Below are 20,674 nucleotides of genomic sequence, written 5' to 3' on the forward strand. Positions count from 1 at the left end.
TATCCTCCGCAGTGACCGGTGACCTTAATCCTCAAACGGATCGGTCACAAGTATCGTGTCGTCCCGCTCCGGGCTGGTGGACAGGAGCGCGACTGGCGCCCCGATCAGCTCTTCGACCTGGCGAACATATTTGATCGCCTGTGCCGGAAGATCTGCCCAACTGCGGGCGCCGACGGTCGATTCCTTCCAGCCCTCCAGCGTGATATAGATCGGTTCGACCCTAGCTTGCGCTCCCTGGCTTGCGGGAAGATGATCAATCTGTTCGCCGTCGAGCATATAGCCGACGCAGATCTTCAGTTCCTCGAGGCCGTCGAGCACGTCGAGCTTGGTGAGCGCGATGCCGGTGATGCCGTTGGTGGCGACCGACTGGCGCACCAGCGCGGCGTCGAACCAGCCGCAGCGGCGCTTGCGCCCTGTGACGACGCCGAACTCATGACCCTTTTGGCCGAGAAACTCTCCGATCTCATCCTTCAGTTCCGTCGGGAACGGGCCTTCGCCGACGCGTGTCGTATAGGCCTTCGTGATGCCGAGAATATAACCCAGCGAACCCGGCCCCATGCCGGAACCGGCCGCCGCTTGACCAGCCACGGTGTTCGAGGAGGTGACGAAAGGATAGGTGCCGTGGTCGATATCGAGCAGGCTGCCCTGTGCACCTTCAAAGAGGATGCGGGCGCCCCTGCGGCGCTCCTTGTCGAGGAAAAGCCAGACGGTATCGCGGAACGGCAGTATCCGTTCGGCGACCGAGGTCAGTTCGTCCATGATGGTCTGGTGGCTGACTTCGGCGACACCGAGGCCGCGGCGAAGGGCGTTGTGATGGGTGAGGATCCGATCGACCTTGCCGGGAAGGCTGTCGAGATCGGCAAGATCCATCACACGGATCGCGCGGCGGCCGACCTTGTCTTCATAGGCCGGACCGATGCCGCGGCGCGTCGTACCGATCTTGGTGCCGCTGTTGGAGGCCGCGTCCTCGCGCATCGCGTCCAGCTCCCGGTGCAGCGACAGGATGAGCGTCGCGTTGTCGGCCACGCGCAAATTGTCGGGGGTGATCGTCACACCCTGGCCGGCGAGCTTTTCGATCTCGGCGATCAGCGCATGCGGGTCGACGACGACGCCGTTGCCGATCACCGCCATCTTGCCCGGGCGCACGACGCCGGACGGCAGCAGCGAAAGCTTGTAGCTCGTGCCGTCAATGACGAGCGTATGACCGGCATTGTGACCGCCCTGATAGCGCACGACGATATCCGCGCGTTCCGAAAGCCAGTCGACAATCTTGCCTTTGCCTTCGTCACCCCATTGCGAACCGACCACGACTACGTTCGTCATCTAACTCTTCCTGTTACCGGCGCGGAACCGCGCACCTGCTCAAACCCGCGCATCTATAAAGCTTTGTTTTTGGGAAAGCGACCCTGTTGTCACAGGCGATTGGGCTTTTTACGTGACAAATCAGCAGTCGGCAGGCTATTTCCCCTGGGAAAACGCCGCTTGTTGATCATCAAAAGACGAGGAAGAAACGCTCTTGCAAGCCACGGCCTATATTTGCCTCGTCATCGCCACCCTCTGCTGGGGCGGCAACTCCGTCGCCGGCAAGCTCGCGGTCGGCCATGTCAGCCCGATGATGCTGACCTTCCTGCGCTGGTTCCTTGCCGTCGCGCTGATCGCCCTGATCTCGGTGCCACAACTCAAGAAGGACTGGCCGGTCGCCAGAAAAAACCTGCCACTGCTGCTGTGCTACGGCGCCATCGGCTACACCCTCTTCAACGCCATGCTTTACTCGGCGGTGCAGTATACGACGGCGATCAATGTCGCCATCGAGCAGGCCGGCATTCCCATGCTGATCTTCCTGCTGAATTTCGTCTTCTTCCGCACCGGCATTTCGCTGGCGCAATGCCTCGGCTTCGGAATGACGCTGGTGGGCGTGGCGCTGACAGCGGCGCATGGCGACCTCGCCTCGCTGCTGCAGCTGCAGCTCAACCGGGGCGACGGCCTGATGCTGATCGCCATCGTCGCCTATTCGCTCTACACGATCTTCCTACGCTGGAAACCCCGGGTCGACTGGCGAACGCTGATGGCCTTCCCGGCCTTTGCCGCCATGCTGACATCGCTGCCGCTGCTCCTCTGGGAGGCAGGCCGGGGTGCGGCGCAATGGCCCGATCAGGCCGGCTGGGGCATCACTCTCTACACGGCGATCTTCCCCTCGCTGCTGGCGCAGATTCTTTATATCAAGGGCGTCGAGGCAATCGGCGCCAACCGGGCCGGCCTGTTCATCAACCTCGTGCCGGTATTCGGAACCCTGCTCTCCGTCGCCCTGGTCGGCGAGACGCTGCAGTCCTTCCATATGGTCGCGCTGGCCCTGACGCTCGGCGGCATCGCCATCGCCGAAAAAGGCCGTCCGAAAGCTTCGGCTCCAACCGTGCCCGCCTCACCGGTGGATTAGCCAAGCTCCAGCGTCGTGACGCCGAAGACGTGCTTCAATGGCGTGGCTGGCGCTGGCCCGCGATACATGCGCATGGTCTCGAACACCGGCTGAAGGCCCATGCCTTCGGCAAGCGCGATCGCCTCGCGGTTCTCGGCGGGAATATCGATGAAGACTGTTGCTCCTTTCGCTTCGGGGGCCAGTTCGGCAAGCAGTGCTGCGGCGCTATCGGCATCATTGGCAAAGAGCGGGCCGATCTTGTAGCCCTCGTAGCAGCGGCGGATCGTGCCATAGCCACGGATTTTGTGGCTCTTCCGTACGACGGCGGTACGCCGTCCCTTGCGGCCGGTGCACCAGGCGGCAAGGAAGGCTTCCCGCGGCTGCGGAAAGATCGCTGAATCATAACGCAGCAGCCCTTCCAGGCGCGAATCCAGCACCGGATGCGCAACGAGCGTCGAAGCCGGCAGCGCGCTGGCGACGCCGCCATAGCGAATGGTGAGATAAGCGGGTTCGAAGCCGGCCCTGCGGTAGTTCTGCTGCTGGGCGGCGACGCCGTCGAGACCGATCGTTCGGCCTTCCGCCGTGGCGATCCCCGTTTGCCAGATCGCCTTGCCGTAACCCTTGCCGCGGAAATCGGGGTGGACGATGTAGAGGCCGAGAAAGGCAAAGCTGTCGCCATATTTGACGACCGAGATCGAGCCGACAGGGACTTCGCCGATGGCGCCGACGAAAAAACCCGTCGGATCAGCTTCGAGGAATGCCAGCGAATCGTCGAGGCCGGGATTCCATCCCTCCTGACGCGCCCATTCGAGCACGAGCTCCAATTCGCCGGGCCGCATCGAACGAACGGCAAATTCCGAATTCATGCGACCTTCCCAGATTGAATGTCCTGCAAGTCCATCCCGCCAACGGCAAAGCAATTGTCAGGTCACCGCTCCCCCGATCGCGGCTGCGAATGATGGAGAAGCCGCGCTGATGGTCTTGACGACGCGTATAATCATTTTCGATGCAATGCAGTAAGCTTTGTTTCCGCATTACCATGAAACAATGTCGTTGCAAGCCCAAGAAAATTACTTGCCGCCCGATTATCGTCCTGCCGGTGACGAGCAAGCAATTCCACCGACATTAGCCGCCTATCGCTGCCTTGTGCTTTCCGGCCCCGCCCACCGCCGACGAGAACAGCAGGCCCGTCTCGGTTGCCGGCGTGGGATAGCCAAAGACATAGCCCTGCAGGCCATCGCAGCCGAGCTGCGCCAGCACGGTGGCATGGGCCTCGGTCTCGATGCCCTCGGCGATCACTTCGACATCGAGCGCCTTGGCGATTTCGACGATCGAACCGACCACGCGCCGCTGCTCCTCCGAGCTGACGACCTCGGCAACGAGTTGCCGGTCGATCTTCAGCCGCTTCGGCCGCAGCTTAACGAGACCGATGAGCGAGGCGTGGCCCGATCCGAAATCGTCGATTTCGATGTCGATGCCCAGCTGTTTGATATCATTGATATGATCGAGCAGCGTCTCGTCGCTGTCATCGAGGAAAATCGTCTCGACCAGCTCGAATACGATTGCGCCGGGCGGAATGTCGAGTTTTTTCAGCTTGCCGAGCAGCGCCGGGTCGGCAAGGCGCGACGCCGAAATGTTGACGGCGATGCGCGGAACCGCAAGGCCGTGCAACTGCCAGAACTGCCGGTCCTCGAGAACACGTTTCAAGATCGCCGAATCGATCTCCGCCGCAAACCCGTGCTCGTCGGCAATCTTCAGAAATATGCCCGGAGCGAGCACGCCCTTGTCAGGATGTTTCCAGCGCGCCAACGCCTCGAAGCCAATAACCTGACGCGTTGTGGCGCAGAGCTGCACCTGATAATAGGGAATGATCTCGCCGCGCTCCAGCCCGAGCTTCAGCTCTTCGACCAGTCGACGCTTGGATCGCAGATCCTCCTGCAGTTGCCGCGTGAAGAATTCGATGCGGTTTCGCCCGAGCTGCTTGGCTTGGTAGAGCGCCAGGTCGGATTCGGCCAGCAGGTTGCGCGCCCGCCGATCGCCGCTCCACGATACGCCGATCGAAGCCCCGGATTGCAGCATCTCCTGGCCGAAACGGATCTTTTTCCGCAGCCGCCGCTGAACATCCTCTGTAATCAGTTTCAGCTCGGCCAGATCGGTGAAATTGACCAGCACGACGACGAACTCGTCACCGCCGACGCGGGCGACCATGCCGTTTGCGGGAATGGCGGCGGCGATGCGAAGGGCCGCAGCCTTGAGTACGGCGTCGCCGGCCGCATGGCCGTGGCTGTCGTTGATCTGCTTGAACTGGTCGATATCGAGATGCAGCACGCCAAGCGTCGCAACGCTCCTGTCAGCCGGCAGCTCCGCCAGCCGCTTGTCGAGAAGGCGCCGGTTCGGCAAGCCGGTGAGATAATCGTGATCGGCGACATGCTCGATGCGCGCGTTGCTTTCCTCAAGCGCCAGCGCCCTCGCCTCTGCCATCATCTTTTGCCGTGCAAGCTCGGCGTTGAGCTGCACGTCGGCCGTCACATCCCACTCGGCGCCGATGAAGGAGGGCGCGCCCTCCGTATCCACATAAAAATGCGCCCGCGAGCGAAGATGCCGGATTTCGCCGCTCGGCAGCACGATCCGGAATTGCGAGTCATAGGCGCCGCGCGCAGCGATGGCCTGCTCGAAATCACGTTCGGCCCGCTCGCGATCGTCGGGATGGATCGCATTCGACCAGAACCATACCGGCACTTGCCGACATGTTTCGCCGGTCTCGTAGAGCCGGTGCATCTGTGCGTCCCATAATATCCCGTCCTTTGCGATGCTGTGCTCCCAGACACCGATCCTGGATGCGTCGAGAGCGAGTTCGAGCCGGCGCAGAAGATCCTGAAACTCTTGTTCTGATCGTGTGGCTTTATTTTCTGGCAACACGGCCTCAGCCTTCGAAGCTTGCATAATTGCAAATATGGTCTTCGGCCGGCATTAAGGAAGCCTAGTCTTATGTACCGAACAAATGACGAGGTGAAATCTTCGTTACGGCTTTCCCCTTTTGGATCAACGGACTTGCGATCTGCCGCAACTAAAGGATCAGTGATTATGCCTCGGTGGTTTTTTCGCGATCTGGCGGAAGTCCGCTGCCCCTTCCAGAACGGCGCCGTCCGCCAGTTGTGTGACGGAACGGCGGTAGATTTGCTGCCACGGCGTGGCATCCGCCGGCACCGGCGGAATGCCCTCGCCTTTGCGCCGTTCGATCTCGACGTCATCCACCAGCATGTCGCAGCGCCCGTGGTTGAAGTCGATGCGGATCGTGTCGCCGCTGCGAAGCCATGCGAGGCCGCCGCCGGCAGCGCTCTCCGGCGAAGCGTTGAGGATCGAGGGGCTGTCCGCCGTGCCCGATTGACGGCCGTCGCCGATCGTCGGCAGGCTGCGGATGCCGCGCTTCAGAAGATGATCCGGCGGCTGCATGTTCACAACCTCGGCCGACCCCGGCCAGCCGAGCGGCCCGGCGCCGCGGATCACCAGGATCGTATTCTCGTCGATGCCGAGGGCGGGATCGTTGATGCGACGATGATAATCTTCCGACCCGTCGAAGACGACCGCCTTGCCCTCAAAGACGCCTTCTCGCCCCGGCTCCTGGAGATAGCGCCGGCGGAAATCCTCTGAAACCACGCTCATCTTCATGATGGCGAAGTCGAAGAGATTGCCCTTGAGAACCAGGAAACCGGCGCGCTCCTTCAGCGGGTCCTCGAACGGCCGGATGACCTCGCGGTCGCCGGCCTCCCGCCCCTTCAGGTTCTCGGCAATCGTCCTGCCTGTCACCGTGCGACAGTTGCCGTCGAGTTTTCCGGCCTGCAGCAGCTCCCACATGATTGCCGGCGTCCCGCCGGCGCGGTGATAACGCTCGCCGAGATAGGCGCCGGCCGGTTGGACATTGGCCAGCAGCGGGATATCGAAGCCATGCACCTGCCAGTCGTCGGGATAGAGTTCGACGCCGGCATGCTTGGCCATCGCAGCCAGATGCGGCTGTGCATTGGTCGAGCCGCCGATCGCCGAATTGGTGCGGATCGCATTGAGAAAGGCCGCCCGCGTCAGGATATCCGACGGCTTCAGATCCTCGAACACGATCTCGACGGCCCGCCGTCCGGTGCGGTAGGCCATCTGGCCGCGCTCTCGGTAAGCGGCCGGAATGGCGCCGCACCCGGTCAGCGACAGGCCGAGCGCCTCGGCCAGCGCATTCATCGTCGAAGCGGTGCCCATCGTGTTGCAATGGCCGACGGAAGGAGCCGAATCGAGCGCCGCCTGCAGAAACTCCTCCCGGTCGATTTCGCCCGCCGCATATTTCCGCCGCATCCGCCAGATCACCGTGCCGGAGCCCGCCAGCTCCCCCTCGTGCCAGCCGTCGAGCATCGGCCCGCCGGAGAGCACGATCGCCGGAATATCGACCGTCGAAGCCGCCATGATCGCCGAAGGCGTGGTCTTGTCGCAGCCGGTGGTCAGCACCACGCCGTCGAGGGGATAACCGTAAAGGATTTCGACGAGGCCGAGATAGGCGAGATTGCGGTCGAGCGCGGCCGTCGGGCGCTTGCAGTTCTCGAAGATCGGATGTGTGGGAAATTCAATCGGAATGCCGCCGGCATCGCGAATGCCGTCGCGCACCCGATTGGCGAGTTCGATATGCACCCGATTGCAGGGTGTAAGATCGCTGCCGCTCTGGGCAATCCCGATGATCGGCCTGCCGGAGCGCAACTCCTCCGGCGTGATGCCGTAATTCATGAAACGCTCGAGATAGAGCGCCGCCATGTCGATGTGATCGGGATTGTCGAACCAATCCTGCGAACGCAAGCGGCGTTTCTTCGTCTGGCTGTCCGTCATTACCATCCTCCCGATCGGCCATACTTCTCTTCGAAGTCGAGAAGTCGGGGCTTCAGTCCGTCTAACCATCTCCCGCAAGCGCTCCGGCCTCGCCGGCATTGCGTATCGAGATGGCGGAGGTAAGGCCCGCGCCGATCCTCCCAGCTGCTATCCGTCTTTGATAGTCCCCTCGCCCATGGTTGCAACCGTTTTGATGAACGTAACGCATTTTTGTCGGACGCCCGGAAACGATACGGGCGAGAACCGCAGTTCCCGCCCGATTTACTCGACAAAGGAAGGTTGAATTCGTTTATTCGGCCGCGAGCCTGATGACCTCGGCCTCTTCCTCCTTGTGCTCGTCCGGCTTGTGCTGGACCAGCGGGCGGTTGCCCGTCATCCGGCGCAGCAGCACGTAGAAGACGGGCGTCATGAAGATGCCGAACAACGTCACTCCGATCATGCCGGAGAAGACCGCGACACCCATGGCGGCACGCATTTCCGCACCGGCGCCGGTCGAGACGACGAGCGGCACGACGCCCATGATGAAGGCCATGGAAGTCATGAGGATCGGGCGAAGACGCAGGCGGCTGGCCTCGACCGCGGCCTCCCGCGGCGTCCTGCCTTCGAACTCCAGTTCACGGGCGAACTCGACGATGAGGATCGCGTTCTTCGCCGATAGACCGACAAGAACGACGAGGCCGATCTGGGTGAAGATGTTGTTGTCTCCACCGGTGAGCCAGACGCCCGTCAAAGCAGCCAGCACACCCATCGGCACGATCATGATGATCGCAAGCGGTAGCGTCAGGCTTTCATACTGGGCGGCGAGCACCAGGAAGACGAGCAGCAGCGCCAGCGGGAAGACGACAACGCTCGAATTGCCGGCCAGGATCTGCTGATAGGTCAGATCCGTCCATTCGAAGTCGATGCCCGCAGGCAGTGTCTCGCGAAGGATCTTCTCGATTGCCGCCTGCGCCTGGCCGGAGGAGAAGCCCGGTGCCGGACCGCCGTTGATATCGGCGGCAAGGAAGCCGTTATAGCGGTTGGCGCGCTCCGGACCCGTGCTCGGCTCCACCTTCAGGAGGGCCGACAGCGGGATCATCTCACCCGATGCCGAACGAACCTTCAACTGGCCGATATCTTCCGGCTGGGCGCGGAATTTCGCATCGGCCTGCACCCGGACGCTGTAGGTGCGGCCGAAGGCGTTGAAGTCGTTGACATAGAGCGAACCGAGATAGATCTGCAGCGTCTGGAAGACGTCGGTGACGGAAACTCCGAGCTGCTCGGCCTTGGCGCGGTCGAGATCGGCATAGAGTTGCGGCACGTTGATCTGGAAGCTCGAGAACAGCCCGGCAAGTTCAGGCGTCTGATAGGCCTTGGCAAGCACCGCCTTGGTGGCCTCGTCGAGTGCCTGGTTGCCGAGACCGGCGCGGTCCTCGATCTGCAGCTTGAAACCGCCTGTCGTGCCGAGACCGTTGACCGGCGGCGGCGGGAACATGGCGATGAAGGCATCCTGGATGGCGCCGAACTTCTGGTTCAGCGCCATGGCGATGGCGCCGCCCGAGAGATCAGGCGTCTTGCGCTCCTCGAAATCCTTCAGCGTCACGAAGACGATGCCGGCATTCGAAGAGTTGGTGAAGCCGTTGATCGACAGGCCCGGGAAGGCGATCGCATTGGCGACGCCCGGCTGGGCGAGCGCGATGTCGGTCATCCGTTTGATGACGTCTTCCGTACGGTCGAGGCTTGCGGCATCCGGCAACTGGGCAAAGCCGATCAGATACTGCTTGTCCTGCGACGGCACGAAGCCGCCCGGGACGGTGGTGAACATGCTGTAGGTGGCGCCGACCAGCGCCAGATAGACCACCATGACGATGCTCTTGCGCGACACCAGCCCGCCCACACCCTTGCCGTAGGCGTTCGAGCCGGCGCCGAAGACGCGGTTGAAGCCGCGGAAGAACCAGCCGAAGATGGCGTCCATGAACCGCGTCAGCCAATCCTTCGGCGCGTGGTGCCCCTTCAAGAGAAGGGCTGCGAGCGCCGGAGACAGGGTGAGCGAGTTGAAGGCCGAGATGACGGTAGAGATCGCGATCGTCAGCGCGAACTGGCGATAGAACTGACCCGACAGGCCGGAGATGAAAGCGAGCGGCACGAAGACCGCGACCAGCACCAGCGCGATCGCCACGATCGGACCGGAGACCTCCTTCATCGCCTTGTAGGTAGCCGCCCGCGGCGACAAGCCGTGCTCGATGTTGCGCTCGACGTTTTCGACCACGACGATCGCGTCGTCGACGACGATGCCGATCGCCAGCACCAGCCCGAACAGACTGAGCGCGTTGATCGAGAAGCCGAAGACGTACATGACCGCGAAGGTACCGATGATCGAGACCGGAACCGCGATCAGCGGAATGATCGAAGCGCGCCACGTCTGCAGGAACAGGATGACGACGAGGACGACGAGCGCGACGGCTTCGAGCAGCGTATCGATGACCTTCTCGATCGAGGCGCGCACGAACTTCGTCGTATCGTAGACAATTTCGTATTTGACGCCTTCGGGCATGGCCAGCTGCAGCTGGTCCATGGTCGAGCGCACATTGTCGGCGATTTCGATCGCGTTCGAACCGGGCGCCTGAAGAACGGCGACGGCAACAGCCGGCTTGCCGTCGAGCAGCGAGCGCAGCGTATAATCGGCGGCGCCGAGCTCGATACGGGCGACATCGCGAAGGCGGGTGATCTCGCCGTTGGCGCCCGTCTTCACGATGATGTTGCCGAACTCTTCGGGCGTGCGCAGGCGACCCTGAGCATTGACGTTGAGCTGCAGGTCGACGCCCGGCTGGCTGGGCGATGCGCCGATGATACCGGCGGCGGCCTGGACGTTCTGCGAGCTGATGGCGTTGCTGATATCGCTGGCGGCGAGATCATGCTCCGCAGCCTTCTGCGGATCGATCCAGACGCGCATCGAATAGTCGCCGGCGCCGAAAACCTGCACCTGGCCGACGCCCGGAATGCGGGCGAGCCGGTCCTTGACGTTGAGTGTCGCGTAGTTGCGCAGATAGGTGATGTCGTGATTGTCGCCGTCGGAGACGAGATTGACGACCATGATAAAGTCGGGCGAGCTCTTGACCGTCGTAATGCCGAGCGCACGGACTTCCGCCGGCAGACGGGGCTCGGCCTGCGAAACGCGGTTCTGCACGAGCTGCTGCGCCTTGTCTGGGTCGGTGCCGAGCTTAAAGGTGACGGTGACATTGAGCACGCCGTCCGACGTCGCCTGGCTCGACATGTAGAGCATGTCCTCGACGCCGTTGATCTGCTCTTCGAGCGGTGTCGCCACCGTTTCGGCAATGACGCTCGGATTGGCGCCGGGATAGGTGGCGCGCACGACGACCGACGGCGGCACGACGTTGGGATATTCGGAAATCGGCAGCGCCCTGAGGCCGATCAGGCCGGCAACCACGATGAGGACCGAAAGAACGCCGGCAAAAACCGGGCGGTCGACAAAGAATCTGGAGATGTTCATATCAAAGCCCTCTCCGGGGTGAACATGGATGCAAAGTGCCTCTCCGGCGGCTTGGGAACCACCGGCGGGTCATATCAATTCGAGCATGGGCCTCCCGGGCGAGGCATAGTCTTGCCCCGCCGGGGAGGGCGAAGTCTTACTGAGCGGTCGCGACCTTCTCTTCGATCTGCGGCACGACGACGGCGCCCGGACGGATGCGCTGCAGACCGTTGACGACGATCTTTTCGCCGGCATTCAGGCCGCTTTCGACCACCCGTTGACCGTCAGACAGCGTGCCGAGCTGCACCTGCCGATAGGCCACCTTGTTCTCGCCGTCGACGACGAAGACGAACTTCTTGTCCTGGTCGGTGCCGACGGCACGATCGCTGATGACGATCTTGTTCTCGGTCTTCGGCTGGCCCATGCGCACCCGCACGAACTGGCCGGGGATCAGGCGCCCGCCCGGATTGTCGAAGACGGCGCGCACGCCGATCGTGCCGCTTGACGCATCGACCTCGTTGTCGATCAGCTGCAGCTTGCCCTTGATCGGTGTGCCGCTGTCGGCCAGCGTGCCGACCTCGACGGGGATCTGTTCGACCGGCGGCAAGGCGCTGTCCGTCTGCGGCAGCTGGGCAAGGGCACGCGTCACCATCTCTTCGCTGGCATTGAAGCTCGCATAGATCGGATCGACCGAAACGAGCGTTGTCAGCGCCGGCGAAGCCGAGCCGGCAGCAACCAGGTTACCCGCGGTCACCTCGATCTTGCCGATGCGGCCGGACACCGGCGCCCGCACTTCGGTATAATCGAGATCGAGCTGGGCCGACTGCAATGCGGCCTGTGCCGAACGCAGTCCTGCCTGCGCCTCGGCCAGCGCGCTCTGGCGCTGATCGAGATCGCTCTGAGAGATGGTGCGGTTGTCGGAAAGCCTGCGGCCGCGATCGAGTTCGGTCTGCGCCAGGCTGACCTTGGCTTCGGCCGAGGCGACCTGGCCCTGCGCCTGCGCTACGCTCGCCTGATAGGGAGCCGGGTCGATGGTGAAGAGCAGGTCGCCCTGCTTGACCAGCGCACCTTCGCGGAAGGCCACCGACAGGATGGCGCCGGCGACGCGGGAACGAACCTGGACACGGTCGACGGCTTCGAGGCGGCCGGAGAAACTCTCCCAGGCCGTCACGTCGCGCGCCGTGACGACGGCAACCGTCACCGGCACGGCAGGAGGCTGCGCCGGGGCGGAAGCGGCCGTGGCGGTCGTGCTCATCGGCAGTTCGAAAAACAATGCAGCGCCGGAAACCGACGCAATAAGGCCTATGCCGGCGCCCACCAGGGCCCAGCGCTTGCTTCTGGACGTCATCAGTACTCTCCTTGCGGCCCCAAGCCGCCGAAATATCAGATCTTCTTCAATGCAATTGCGGTTGGACGCTTACGTCCTGAAGGAAATCTCCGAAATGGCGGCTGACGTGTTCCTGCCAATCGGGCACTTCCCCGGATTTCCCGCCATAAATCGAGGGCCAGCCCGTCCCGGCGGGAAGGACATGCTGGCGCACACCGACACCGGCCTTCTTCAGGCGGGCACCGTAACCAATAGTTTCGTCGTGCAGAGGATCGTCCTCGGCGGTGAAGATCAGCGCCGGGGCGACGCCTGCAAGACGCGAACAGAGGCAAGGTGCTGCGTAAGGGTGGCAGCCGCCGCCGCTCAAGTAATGGCTCCAGCCCTCCGTCCAGCGCTGCCGCATGCCGATGCCTTCCGCCTTGCGGATCGAGGAAGTGCCCATGAAGGGATCGAGCAGCGGCGAAATCAGCACCTGACCGTCGAGCGCGTCGGGCAACTGGTCGCGCGCCTTCAGGGCCACACCGGCGGCGACATTGCCGCCGGCCTCCTCACCGGCCACGAACAGCAGCGACTTGCGGTCGCCAAGGCCGGCAGCGCGCTTGTTGGCGAGATAGGTGAAAACGGAAAAGGAAACTTCCAGCACTTTCGGAAACAGATTGTCGGACAGGCTGCTGTAATCGACGGCGGCGACGATGGCGCCGGCCTTGGCGAGGCTGATCGCCACCGGCCGGTCGACATTTGTCTCCTGATCGAGAAACGCGCCGCCATGCAGGTAAAGCACGATCGGCGGTCCTTTGCCGTAATCGGCGCCCTGGTAGATGCGTGCGGAAACGGGGCCGATGGCCACCTTGTCCAGCATCATATCTTTCCACTCCACCGTCATGGTTCCGGCCTCTGTGCGCATCGCGACAAACAGACAACGCCCGTCGCTTGCATTTTGCATAAAAAAGATATTGTTATTCAGAACAGGGAATAAGAAGCGATATCGCGATTACACTGTTCCAATTTTCGAATAATGGTGCAACGCAAACTGCGGACTTGAAACCGATGGATCAGCTTTCGGCAATGCGCGTCTTCATCCGTGTGGTGGAGACGGGCAATTTCACCCGCGCCGCCGACATGCTCGCCATGCCCAAGGCGACGGTGACCAATCTTATCCAGGGCCTGGAGGCGCATCTGCGCACCAAGCTTCTGAATCGTACCACGCGCCGGGTGATGGTGACCACGGACGGCGCGCTTTATTACGAACGCGCCGCCCAGCTTATCTCCGAACTGGAGGAACTCGACGGCAGCCTCTCCAACTCGCAGAGCCTGCCGAGCGGTCGGCTGCGCGTCGAAATGAGCGGCGCCTTTGCTGACGCAATTGTCGTCCCGGCCCTTTGCGACTTTTATCAGCGCTATCCCGATATCCGTCTGGACCTCGGCGTCAGCGACCGAACGGTGGATTATCTGGTCGAAAACGTCGATTGCGCGTTGCGGGCCGGCACGCCCACCGACCAGTCGCTGATCGCCCGGCGCGTTTCGGAGATGGAGCTCATCACCTGTGCTTCGCCAAGTTACATTCAGAAATTCGGCATGCCCGAACGCCCTGAGGATCTGGAGGCCGCACATTACTCGGTCAACTATTTCCGCGCTCAGAACAACCGGACGCTGCCCTTCGAATTTCGCAGGGACAACGAGACGATTGAAACCAACCCGCGCTATATCGCCTCCGTCAACGACAGCCGCACCTATCTGACCGCGGCGCTGACGGGGCTCGGTGTCGCGCAAGTGCCAACCTTCATGGCGCGCGAGCCGATGCGGCGGGGCGAACTCGTCCGCGTGCTGCCGGAATGGCGCCGCGATCCGATCCCGCTCTATGTCGTCTATCCGCCGAACCGCCACCTCAGCAACAAGGTCCGCGTCTTCGTCGACTGGCTGGTGAAGCTTCTGGTCGAGGCCAAGCTGAACGACTATTGAGCCGCAAAACAGATACGGCCCGGAAGGAGTGGTACCTTCGACGGGCCGCAATATTTTGAACATCGGGCCTGTCGCGCCGCAGAGCGGGCGCGGCAGGCTCTGGAGGTTCGCAAGAGAGCGTCAGGGAACGCCACTCTCTCGCGATAAAACAGTTATAAGCACTCTCCATAAGATTGTAAGAGGGAAAACCCACAAGCGAAGTTCACATAATCGCGATGAGGTCGCCTTCGTCAGATCATGCCGCCATTGGCGCGCACGTCTGGCCGTTGATCCAAGCCGCCGTCCGGGCCGGGAGGAAGGCGACCGCCGACGCGATGTCCTCGGGCGTGCCGAGGCGCTCCAGCGGGTTCATCTTCGCTATGCGGACGACGAGTTCCTGTAGTTTGCCGTTGAGGAAAAGATCGGTGGCGACAGGACCGGGCGCAATGGCGTTGACGGTACGCCGGTGTCCCTGCTCTATCCCCGCAACCGCCAGCTTTCCACCGCGCGTGCGATCTTCATCGACTGGCTGGTGAAGGTCTTCTCTCGACAAAATCCGGAAAGCGCGCATCATTAAACCGCGCCTTGCTAATGTAAGGGCTTTTTTGGGGGGAGCCATGGCACTCAGCGACATCACTGTCTATCAGACGGAAGACGGCTTCGTCGTCGAATTCGGCGGCGAGGGCGAAGACAGCATTGCCGTAACGTTGCGCAGCAGGCCCGAACTGACCTCGGAAAACGCCGTCTCGCGCGCCAAGGCCCTGCTTGCGACGGCCATCGAACCCGCCCATGGCGACGGTCCGCGCAGCAAGGATCCCGCGCTGCTCGAAGAAGAACTGGAAGAAGGCCTGGAAGATTCTTTTCCGGCAAGCGACCCGGTTTCGGTCACCGTCTCCTCGATCCCGATGCGCGATCCGAATGCCGGCCGGTAACACGCGCTTGTCACGTCAAACGGTTTTGGGGTGACGCCAAGCGCGCCGAATGGTATCTGCCTCGGCCATGACCGATGGTGGAATGACAAGGGGCGCGATCGGCGCCGGCCCGCTTGCCGGCGAAAGCCTCAAGGCGTTTTTCGAGCGCGATGCGATCACTGTTGCCCGGGCTCTGCTCGGCTGCCATCTCACAATCGACGGCGTCGGCGGCCGCATCACCGAGACGGAAGCCTATTTCCCCGATGACGAGGCCTCGCACAGCTTCCGCGGCCCGACCAGGCGCAATGGCGCCATGTATGGCCGCCCCGGCAATGTCTACATCTACCGCATTTACGGCATGTACTGGTGCCTGAACTTCGTCTGCCATCCGGGTTCGGCCGTGCTCATCCGGGCGCTTGAGCCGGAAACCGGATTCCCTCTGATGATGCAGCGGCGCGGCACCGACATGCTGACGGCGCTTTGCAGCGGCCCCGGCAAACTCTGCCAGGCGCTCGGCATCGATATCGAGATCAACGACCGGCTGCTCGACCGCCCGCCCTATGCGCTGACGCCCTCCGTGCCGGTGCCGATCGTTTCGGGAAAACGCATCGGCATCACGAAAAATGCCGACACGCCATGGCGCTTCGGCATCCAGGGATCGCGTTATCTCAGCAAGCCGTTTCGCTGACTATTCCATGACGGTACTTTGGTCGACGGCGGGCGCTGCCTTCGGCTTGCGCAGCAGGAGCACCAGCGGAATGACCGCAAGCGACATCAGCATCAGCAGCTTGAAATCGTCCATATAGGCGATGATCGTCGATTGCAGCGTGATGATCTCGTTGAGCGAGGCGCGCCCGGCCGCCGTCACGGGACTGAGCCCCTGCGCCGCCGCCGCGTTGAAGGCGTGATTGAACGGCGTCACATAGGCTGCGATCGATTCATGATTGCTCTGCGTGTTCTCGACGATCAGCGCCGAGACGATCGAGATGCCCACCGACGAGCCGATATTGCGCGACAGATTGTAGAGGCCGGTGCCGTCGCCGCGCATATGGGCGGGCAGCGTGGCGAAAGCGATCGTCGTCAGCGGCACGAAGAGGAAACCGAGACCGGCGCCCTGGATGAAACCGACCGACACGATCGTCCATTGCGAGACGTCGGGCGTCCAGCCGGTCATGTCATACATCGCCCAGGCGGTGAGGCCGAGGCCGAGCACCAGCAGCCAGCGTGTATCGACCTTGCCGATCAGCCGCCCGACGATGAACATGCAAAGCATGGTGCCGAGTCCACGCGGCCCCATCACGATGCCGGCGGTGATGACGGGATAGCCCATCAGCGTCTGCAGATAGGGCGTCATCAGCGCCAGCGAGGCGAGATAGGTGATGCCGATCACGAAGATGAAGATCATGCTGATCGTGAAATTCTGGTCGAGGAACAGCTTCGGATTGACGAAGGATTTCTCCGCCGTCAGCGTGTGCACCAGCAGCAGATAGAAGGCGGCAGCGCAGATGATCGCTTCGAGCATGATCTCGCCGGAGGAGAACCAGTCGAGCTGCTCACCGCGGTCGAGGAAGAGCTGCAGCGAGGCGATGAACAGGCTCATCATGCCGAAACCGAACCAGTCGAGCTTGGCGAGCGCATCCCTCTTCGTTTCCGATACGAAGATGACGATACCGGCAAAGGCAAGCGCGCCGATCGGCACGTTAATGTAGAACACCCAGCGCCAGCTGATATTGTCGGTCAGCCAGCCACCGATGACCGGGCCGAGGACCGGCCCGACCATGACCGAGACGCCGAAGAGCGCCATGGCCGAACCGCGCTCCTCGACCGTGTAGATGTCGAGCAGGATGCCCTGGGAAAGCGGCACCAGCGATGCGCCGAACAGGCCCTGCAGCAGGCGGAAGGCGACGATCTGGTTCAGCGATTGCGCCAGGCCGCAGAGGACCGAGGCGGCCACGAAGCCTGATATGGCGACGAGCAGCACGCGCTTGCGGCCGAACTTGGCGGCAAGGAAACCGGAGGGAGGCGTCATGATCGCCGCCGCAACTATGTAGGAGGTCAGCACCCAGTTGATCTGGTCGGCGGAGGCCGACACGCTGCCCTGAATATAAGGCAGCGCCACATTGGCGATCGTCGTATCCAGCGCCTGCATGATGACGGCAAGGATGACGCAGGCGGTGATCGCGCCGCGATTGGCAACAGGGGTCGCCGGAGATGCGGGAGGGTTACTCATCATCCTTGCCCTGAGACCGGCCCAGAAGCTTGTTGACGAAGTCGGGCAGTCCGCGGGCATGGCCGGTTTCGACATCGACGACGGTGCTCATGCCGACGCGAAGCGGCGGCTTGCCCTCGGTGTCCTCGATGCTGACGCGCATCGGAATGCGCTGAACGACCTTCACCCAGTTGCCGGTGGTGTTCTGCGCCGGCAGCAGCGAGAAGCTGGAGCCGGAGGCCGGGCTGATGCTCTCGACCTTGCCCTTCCATGCCACGCCGGGATAGGTGTCGACATGGATCTCGGCCGTCTGGCCGGGCTTGATATAGGTCAGCTCGGTTTCCTTCGGGCTGGCGGCGATCCACAGATGATCGGTGGCGACAAGCGAGAAGGCCTGCTGCGAAGCCTGCAGATAGGAACCCACCTGCAGCGCGTTGACATTGGTGACGATGCCGTCGAACGGCGCCTTGACGACGCTATGGTCGAGCTCGCGCTGGGCATTGTCGACATTCGACTTGGCCTGCAGGTAGAGCGGGTTTTCCTCGATCGGCTGGTCAGCCGAACCGCCGAGCTGGGCGAGCGTCGTTGCGGCTTCCGCCTTGGCGACGGCAACCTTCTGCCGAGCGGCCTCGAGATTGTGCTTGGCCTCGTCATAGGCCGATTGCGTCGCACTGCCATTGTTGACGAGGCTCTGCTGCCGGTCGAACTGATCCTGGTAATAGGGCAGATCGGCCTGCGCCTGGGTGATCTCGGCGAGCGACTGCTGATAGCTCGCCTTGAGGTTCATGATCTGGTTGCGCTGGGCGCCAAGCTGCGCCTTGGCGCCATCGAGCGCAATCTTGAAGGAATCCGATTTCAGGCTAAAGAGCACCTGCCCCGCCTTGACCGCCTCGTTCTCGTGCACGTTGATTTGCTCGACGATCCCCGAGACATCGGTGGTAATCCCGACCATATCGGCCTGGATATAGGCGTTATCGGTCGACATCACCTGGCCGCCATTGACGTAATAATAACCGCCGCCGACGAGCGCCAGAGGCAGCAGGGCAAACAGGATCGGCCGCGTGAGACTGCGCCGGCGGCGGACCTTGTTGCCGCCAGGCGCAGCCACGGCGGCAGCCGGCGCTGAATTGGATGAAGGCGCTTCGGCTACCGTTTCCTGCTGTTTGATTTGGTTTTCAGATGTCTTGGCATTGGCGTCGGCAACGACGCGGAGGTTGGGTTGATCAGCCATCGTTCATCTCATTCTCTTCAACCGGTGTTCGGCAAGCCTGCACCAGGTTCGTCTTCATTGCGGATAGGATCTGGTAAAGCTGCTCGCGCTGCTCGGCCGAAACGCCTTCGAGCGCCTCGGCTCGGGTTACGTCGCCGAGCTCGCGCATTTCGGCGAGCAGCGGGTGGGCTTCTTCGCGCATGTAGAGCAGCCAGATGCGCCGGTCGGTCGGGTGCTGGCGGCGTTCGATCAGCCCGCGTTCGGCGAGCTTGTCGAGAATGCGCACCAAAGTGATCGGCTCGATTTCGAGAATTTCGGCAAGGCCGCTCTGATGGATGCCTTCATTGTTGGAGAGATAGGCAAGCGTTTGCCATTGCGACCGGGTCAGCCCAAGGCACTTCGCGCGCTGCTCGAACCGCTTGCGCAGCAGCCGCGCGACATCATGGAGTAGGAAGCCGAGTGTGGGCGTAGCGCTCATGAAAACCTGTGACGTTAGTTCATAAGGATACTTATAATATCGTTAGATATATTGAGCTTGCAGCCAGCACAAGGACGCGGACGGCAGATTCAGCAAGGTCGGCTGAAATGCCGCAGCTTGGGCTCGAGCCCGTTTGACAGTGGCCGCGGCCCTGCGCCGCCCTAATTCTGCGGCAGGAACGCCTCCGCAGGAGGCGCATGTAGGGGAGCTTGATGGCGTTCTTTGAAAGCATGCTGACCCTGCTGCTGGTGGCAATCGTCTTTCTGCAATTCTCCAGGAAGTTTCGGATCCCCTATCCGACAATGCTGTCGATCGCCGGCGTCATCGTCGCGGCTGTGCCCTGGGCTCCCGAGGTTGCCATTGATCCCGACCTTGCATTGGCGTTGCTGGTCGCGCCCGTGCTCTTCGACGCCGCTTATGATCTGCCGCCGAGGACATTGAGGCGCAACTGGCTGCCGCTCTTCTCGCTCGCCGCGATCGCCGTGATCCTGACAGCTGCAGCCGTCGCCGTCGTCGGGGTGACGATGGCCGGCCTGCCGTTGGCCGCGGCCGTCGCGCTCGGCGCCATCGTCGCGCCGCCGGATGCCGCCGCCGCCACCGCCATGCTCGATCGCTTCGCCCTGCCGCGCCAGACCTATGCCGTCCTGAAGGGCGAGAGCCTTTTAAACGATGCCGTCGCGCTTCTGATCTTCAGCGCTGCGGTTTCGGCCGCGGCCAGTCCGGCCTTCTTTTCCGGCGCTCTGGCGGAACTGGCTCTCGCCGTCCCCGGTGGCCTCGTCTTCGGCTATCTCATGGGCCGTCTCTACATGGTCGTCGGCCTGAGGCTCGCCGGCACGCTCGGCGGCACCCTGCTCGAATTCGTCGCCACCTTCGGCACGTGGATCATCGCCGAGCGGCTGCATCTTTCGGCGATTCTGGCCATCGTCGTCTACGCGATGGTGATTGCCCGCTACATGCCGGAACGGCAGACGGCCCGCCACCGCATCCACTCCTATTCTGTGTGGGAGGCTGCGGTCTTCCTGCTCAATGTGCTCGCTTTTCTGCTGATGGGCCTGCAGGCCCGCCAGATCGTCCTCGACCTCGATCCCGGCCGACTGAGTTTCGCGATCGGCTTCGCCGCCGCGGTCTTCGGCACCGTCGTCGTCGTCCGTCTCGCCTGGGTGCTCTTCTACAACCGGGCGATCAAATTTCTCGCAGCGCGCAGACGCACGACACAGGCCGCTCCGACGTTTGCGGCCAGCCTGCTTGCCGGCTGGTGCGGCATGCGCGGCCTCGTCACACTGGCGACCGCGCTCGCCCTGCCGGTCGACTTTCCCGATCGCGACATCATCCTGCTCAGCGCGCTCGCCGTCGTCCTCGGCACGCTCATCGTCCAGGGACTGACGCTCGGACCGCTGATCCGTTTTCTGAAATTCGATCCGGACACGTCCCTGGAGCGCGATCTCGCCAGAGCCCGCGTGGCGTTGATCGATGCGGCGCTGGCCGAGCTTACAGGCGGCGAGGACGATTCCATCCGCATCCTGCGCGACGTCTACACCTCGGAGCGCAAGATCGCCGCGGACGGCAAACATCCGCGCGAGGTCAGCAGGCTCGATAAACAGCGCCGCAATGTCATCGTCGCAAAACGCGCCAAGCTGGCAGCGATGCGCCGCTCCGATGAGATCGACGATGATGTCTTTCATATGCTGGAACAGGAGCTTGACTGGGCCGAGCTCGGCGCGCTTCCGCCCGGCAGGGACGAGATCGTCGAGAGCTGACGCCCCTTCCGCGACGTCTCGATGGATTCAGGAACCGCCGCCAATTGGCATTTGCAATTTTTCGCCGCTGCCGTTTATAGTCCAATTCCATAGGGTTACGAT

Annotated in this window: 15 protein-coding genes and 2 pseudogenes; 6 read left to right on the forward strand and 11 right to left on the reverse strand. The window is 62.6% G+C overall.

Going from position 1 to position 20,674, the window contains the following annotated elements; translation table 11 throughout:
- Nucleotides 1–24 precede the first annotated feature (24 nt).
- Nucleotides 25–1,323: an adenylosuccinate synthase gene (locus tag K6M89_RS12445; protein WP_097581998.1), complete on the reverse strand. Its 1,299-nt coding sequence runs from the start codon at nucleotides 1,321–1,323 to the stop codon at nucleotides 25–27.
- 193 nt (nucleotides 1,324–1,516) lie between these two features.
- Here K6M89_RS12445 and K6M89_RS12450 point away from each other — a divergent pair, with 193 nt between their 5' ends.
- On the forward strand, nucleotides 1,517–2,434 hold the full coding sequence (locus K6M89_RS12450; RefSeq protein WP_222139637.1) for a DMT family transporter: 918 nt from the start codon (nucleotides 1,517–1,519) through the stop codon (nucleotides 2,432–2,434).
- Here K6M89_RS12450 and K6M89_RS12455 read toward each other — a convergent pair.
- The 6 genes from K6M89_RS12455 to K6M89_RS12480 all read right to left on the reverse strand — a co-directional run bounded on the left by K6M89_RS12455 (nucleotide 2,431) and on the right by K6M89_RS12480 (nucleotide 12,952).
- Nucleotides 2,431–3,279, reverse strand: coding sequence for a GNAT family N-acetyltransferase (locus K6M89_RS12455; protein ID WP_222139638.1), 849 nt, complete (start codon nucleotides 3,277–3,279; stop codon nucleotides 2,431–2,433). The genes K6M89_RS12450 and K6M89_RS12455 overlap by 4 nt on opposite strands.
- A 259-nt stretch (nucleotides 3,280–3,538) precedes the next feature.
- Complete coding sequence (locus tag K6M89_RS12460; RefSeq protein ID WP_222139639.1) at nucleotides 3,539–5,356, reverse strand: putative bifunctional diguanylate cyclase/phosphodiesterase; 1,818 nt, start codon at nucleotides 5,354–5,356, stop codon at nucleotides 3,539–3,541.
- Nucleotides 5,357–5,488: 132 nt separating this feature from the next.
- Nucleotides 5,489–7,273, reverse strand: a complete 1,785-nt coding sequence (locus K6M89_RS12465; RefSeq protein ID WP_222139640.1) for an IlvD/Edd family dehydratase — start codon at nucleotides 7,271–7,273, stop codon at nucleotides 5,489–5,491.
- Nucleotides 7,274–7,562: 289 nt separating this feature from the next.
- Entirely contained in the window at nucleotides 7,563–10,763 is a 3,201-nt protein-coding gene (locus K6M89_RS12470; RefSeq protein WP_222139641.1) for an efflux RND transporter permease subunit, read from the reverse strand.
- Between the two features lie 136 nt (nucleotides 10,764–10,899).
- Nucleotides 10,900–12,090, reverse strand: a complete 1,191-nt coding sequence (locus tag K6M89_RS12475; protein ID WP_222139642.1) for an efflux RND transporter periplasmic adaptor subunit — start codon at nucleotides 12,088–12,090, stop codon at nucleotides 10,900–10,902.
- 46 nt (nucleotides 12,091–12,136) lie between these two features.
- Entirely contained in the window at nucleotides 12,137–12,952 is an 816-nt protein-coding gene (locus tag K6M89_RS12480; protein WP_222139643.1) for an alpha/beta hydrolase fold domain-containing protein, read from the reverse strand.
- 164 nt (nucleotides 12,953–13,116) lie between these two features.
- Between K6M89_RS12480 and K6M89_RS12485 the strand changes: the two genes are divergently transcribed.
- Nucleotides 13,117–14,028, forward strand: a complete 912-nt coding sequence (locus K6M89_RS12485; protein WP_097582010.1) for a LysR family transcriptional regulator — start codon at nucleotides 13,117–13,119, stop codon at nucleotides 14,026–14,028.
- A gap of 230 nt (nucleotides 14,029–14,258) precedes the next feature.
- On the opposite strand, the pseudogene K6M89_RS12490 reads toward K6M89_RS12485, so the two are convergent.
- Nucleotides 14,259–14,482 (reverse strand): annotated as a pseudogene (locus K6M89_RS12490) (SDR family oxidoreductase); the annotation flags it as partial.
- Here K6M89_RS12490 and K6M89_RS12495 point away from each other — a divergent pair.
- The 3 genes and pseudogenes from K6M89_RS12495 to K6M89_RS12505 all read left to right on the forward strand — a co-directional run.
- A pseudogene (locus tag K6M89_RS12495) lies at nucleotides 14,468–14,584 on the forward strand (LysR family transcriptional regulator); the annotation flags it as partial. The pseudogenes K6M89_RS12490 and K6M89_RS12495 overlap by 15 nt on opposite strands.
- A gap of 40 nt (nucleotides 14,585–14,624) precedes the next feature.
- Nucleotides 14,625–14,939, forward strand: coding sequence for a hypothetical protein (locus K6M89_RS12500; protein ID WP_222139644.1), 315 nt, complete (start codon nucleotides 14,625–14,627; stop codon nucleotides 14,937–14,939).
- A 49-nt stretch (nucleotides 14,940–14,988) separates the two neighbouring features.
- Entirely contained in the window at nucleotides 14,989–15,606 is a 618-nt protein-coding gene (locus K6M89_RS12505; protein ID WP_376744688.1) for a DNA-3-methyladenine glycosylase, read from the forward strand.
- Here the strand turns inward: K6M89_RS12505 and K6M89_RS12510 are convergent, their stop codons facing one another.
- Genes K6M89_RS12510 through K6M89_RS12520 form a run of 3 tightly spaced genes read right to left on the reverse strand, consistent with a single transcriptional unit; the run spans nucleotide 15,607 to nucleotide 18,815 of the window.
- Nucleotides 15,607–17,148 (reverse strand): DHA2 family efflux MFS transporter permease subunit, encoded by a 1,542-nt coding sequence (locus tag K6M89_RS12510; RefSeq protein WP_222139645.1) that lies wholly within the window; start codon nucleotides 17,146–17,148, stop codon nucleotides 15,607–15,609.
- Entirely contained in the window at nucleotides 17,141–18,358 is a 1,218-nt protein-coding gene (locus K6M89_RS12515) for an HlyD family secretion protein (protein WP_222139646.1), read from the reverse strand. The genes K6M89_RS12510 and K6M89_RS12515 overlap by 8 nt, the downstream gene beginning before the upstream one ends.
- On the reverse strand, nucleotides 18,351–18,815 hold the full coding sequence (locus K6M89_RS12520; protein WP_097582019.1) for a MarR family winged helix-turn-helix transcriptional regulator: 465 nt from the start codon (nucleotides 18,813–18,815) through the stop codon (nucleotides 18,351–18,353). Before K6M89_RS12520 ends, K6M89_RS12515 begins: the two co-directional genes overlap by 8 nt.
- Before the next feature lie 212 nt (nucleotides 18,816–19,027).
- Between K6M89_RS12520 and K6M89_RS12525 the strand changes: the two genes are divergently transcribed.
- Nucleotides 19,028–20,572 (forward strand): cation:proton antiporter, encoded by a 1,545-nt coding sequence (locus K6M89_RS12525; protein ID WP_222139647.1) that lies wholly within the window; start codon nucleotides 19,028–19,030, stop codon nucleotides 20,570–20,572.
- Nucleotides 20,573–20,674: the final 102 nt, after the last annotated feature.

It is taken from the genome of Rhizobium croatiense (genome assembly GCF_019793465.1).
Lineage (GTDB): Bacteria > Pseudomonadota > Alphaproteobacteria > Rhizobiales > Rhizobiaceae > Rhizobium > Rhizobium croatiense.

Bases quoted from the DNA above. Each gene is read 5' to 3' on its own strand.
- K6M89_RS12445 (WP_097581998.1), bottom strand. From the start codon at position 1,323: ATGACGAACGTAGTCGTGGTCGGTTCGCAATGGGGTGACGAAGGCAAA.
- K6M89_RS12455 (WP_222139638.1), bottom strand. From the start codon at position 3,279: ATGAATTCGGAATTTGCCGTTCGTTCGATGCGGCCCGGCGAATTGGAG.
- K6M89_RS12460 (WP_222139639.1), bottom strand. From the start codon at position 5,356: ATGCAAGCTTCGAAGGCTGAGGCCGTGTTGCCAGAAAATAAAGCCACA.
- K6M89_RS12465 (WP_222139640.1), bottom strand. From the start codon at position 7,273: ATGACGGACAGCCAGACGAAGAAACGCCGCTTGCGTTCGCAGGATTGG.
- K6M89_RS12470 (WP_222139641.1), bottom strand. From the start codon at position 10,763: ATGAACATCTCCAGATTCTTTGTCGACCGCCCGGTTTTTGCCGGCGTT.
- K6M89_RS12475 (WP_222139642.1), bottom strand. From the start codon at position 12,090: ATGACGTCCAGAAGCAAGCGCTGGGCCCTGGTGGGCGCCGGCATAGGC.
- K6M89_RS12480 (WP_222139643.1), bottom strand. From the start codon at position 12,952: ATGACGGTGGAGTGGAAAGATATGATGCTGGACAAGGTGGCCATCGGC.
- K6M89_RS12485 (WP_097582010.1), top strand. From the start codon at position 13,117: ATGGATCAGCTTTCGGCAATGCGCGTCTTCATCCGTGTGGTGGAGACG.
- K6M89_RS12500 (WP_222139644.1), top strand. From the start codon at position 14,625: ATGGCACTCAGCGACATCACTGTCTATCAGACGGAAGACGGCTTCGTC.
- K6M89_RS12505 (WP_376744688.1), top strand. From the start codon at position 14,989: ATGGTATCTGCCTCGGCCATGACCGATGGTGGAATGACAAGGGGCGCG.
- K6M89_RS12510 (WP_222139645.1), bottom strand. From the start codon at position 17,148: ATGAGTAACCCTCCCGCATCTCCGGCGACCCCTGTTGCCAATCGCGGC.
- K6M89_RS12515 (WP_222139646.1), bottom strand. From the start codon at position 18,358: ATGGCTGATCAACCCAACCTCCGCGTCGTTGCCGACGCCAATGCCAAG.
- K6M89_RS12520 (WP_097582019.1), bottom strand. From the start codon at position 18,815: ATGAGCGCTACGCCCACACTCGGCTTCCTACTCCATGATGTCGCGCGG.
- K6M89_RS12525 (WP_222139647.1), top strand. From the start codon at position 19,028: ATGGCGTTCTTTGAAAGCATGCTGACCCTGCTGCTGGTGGCAATCGTC.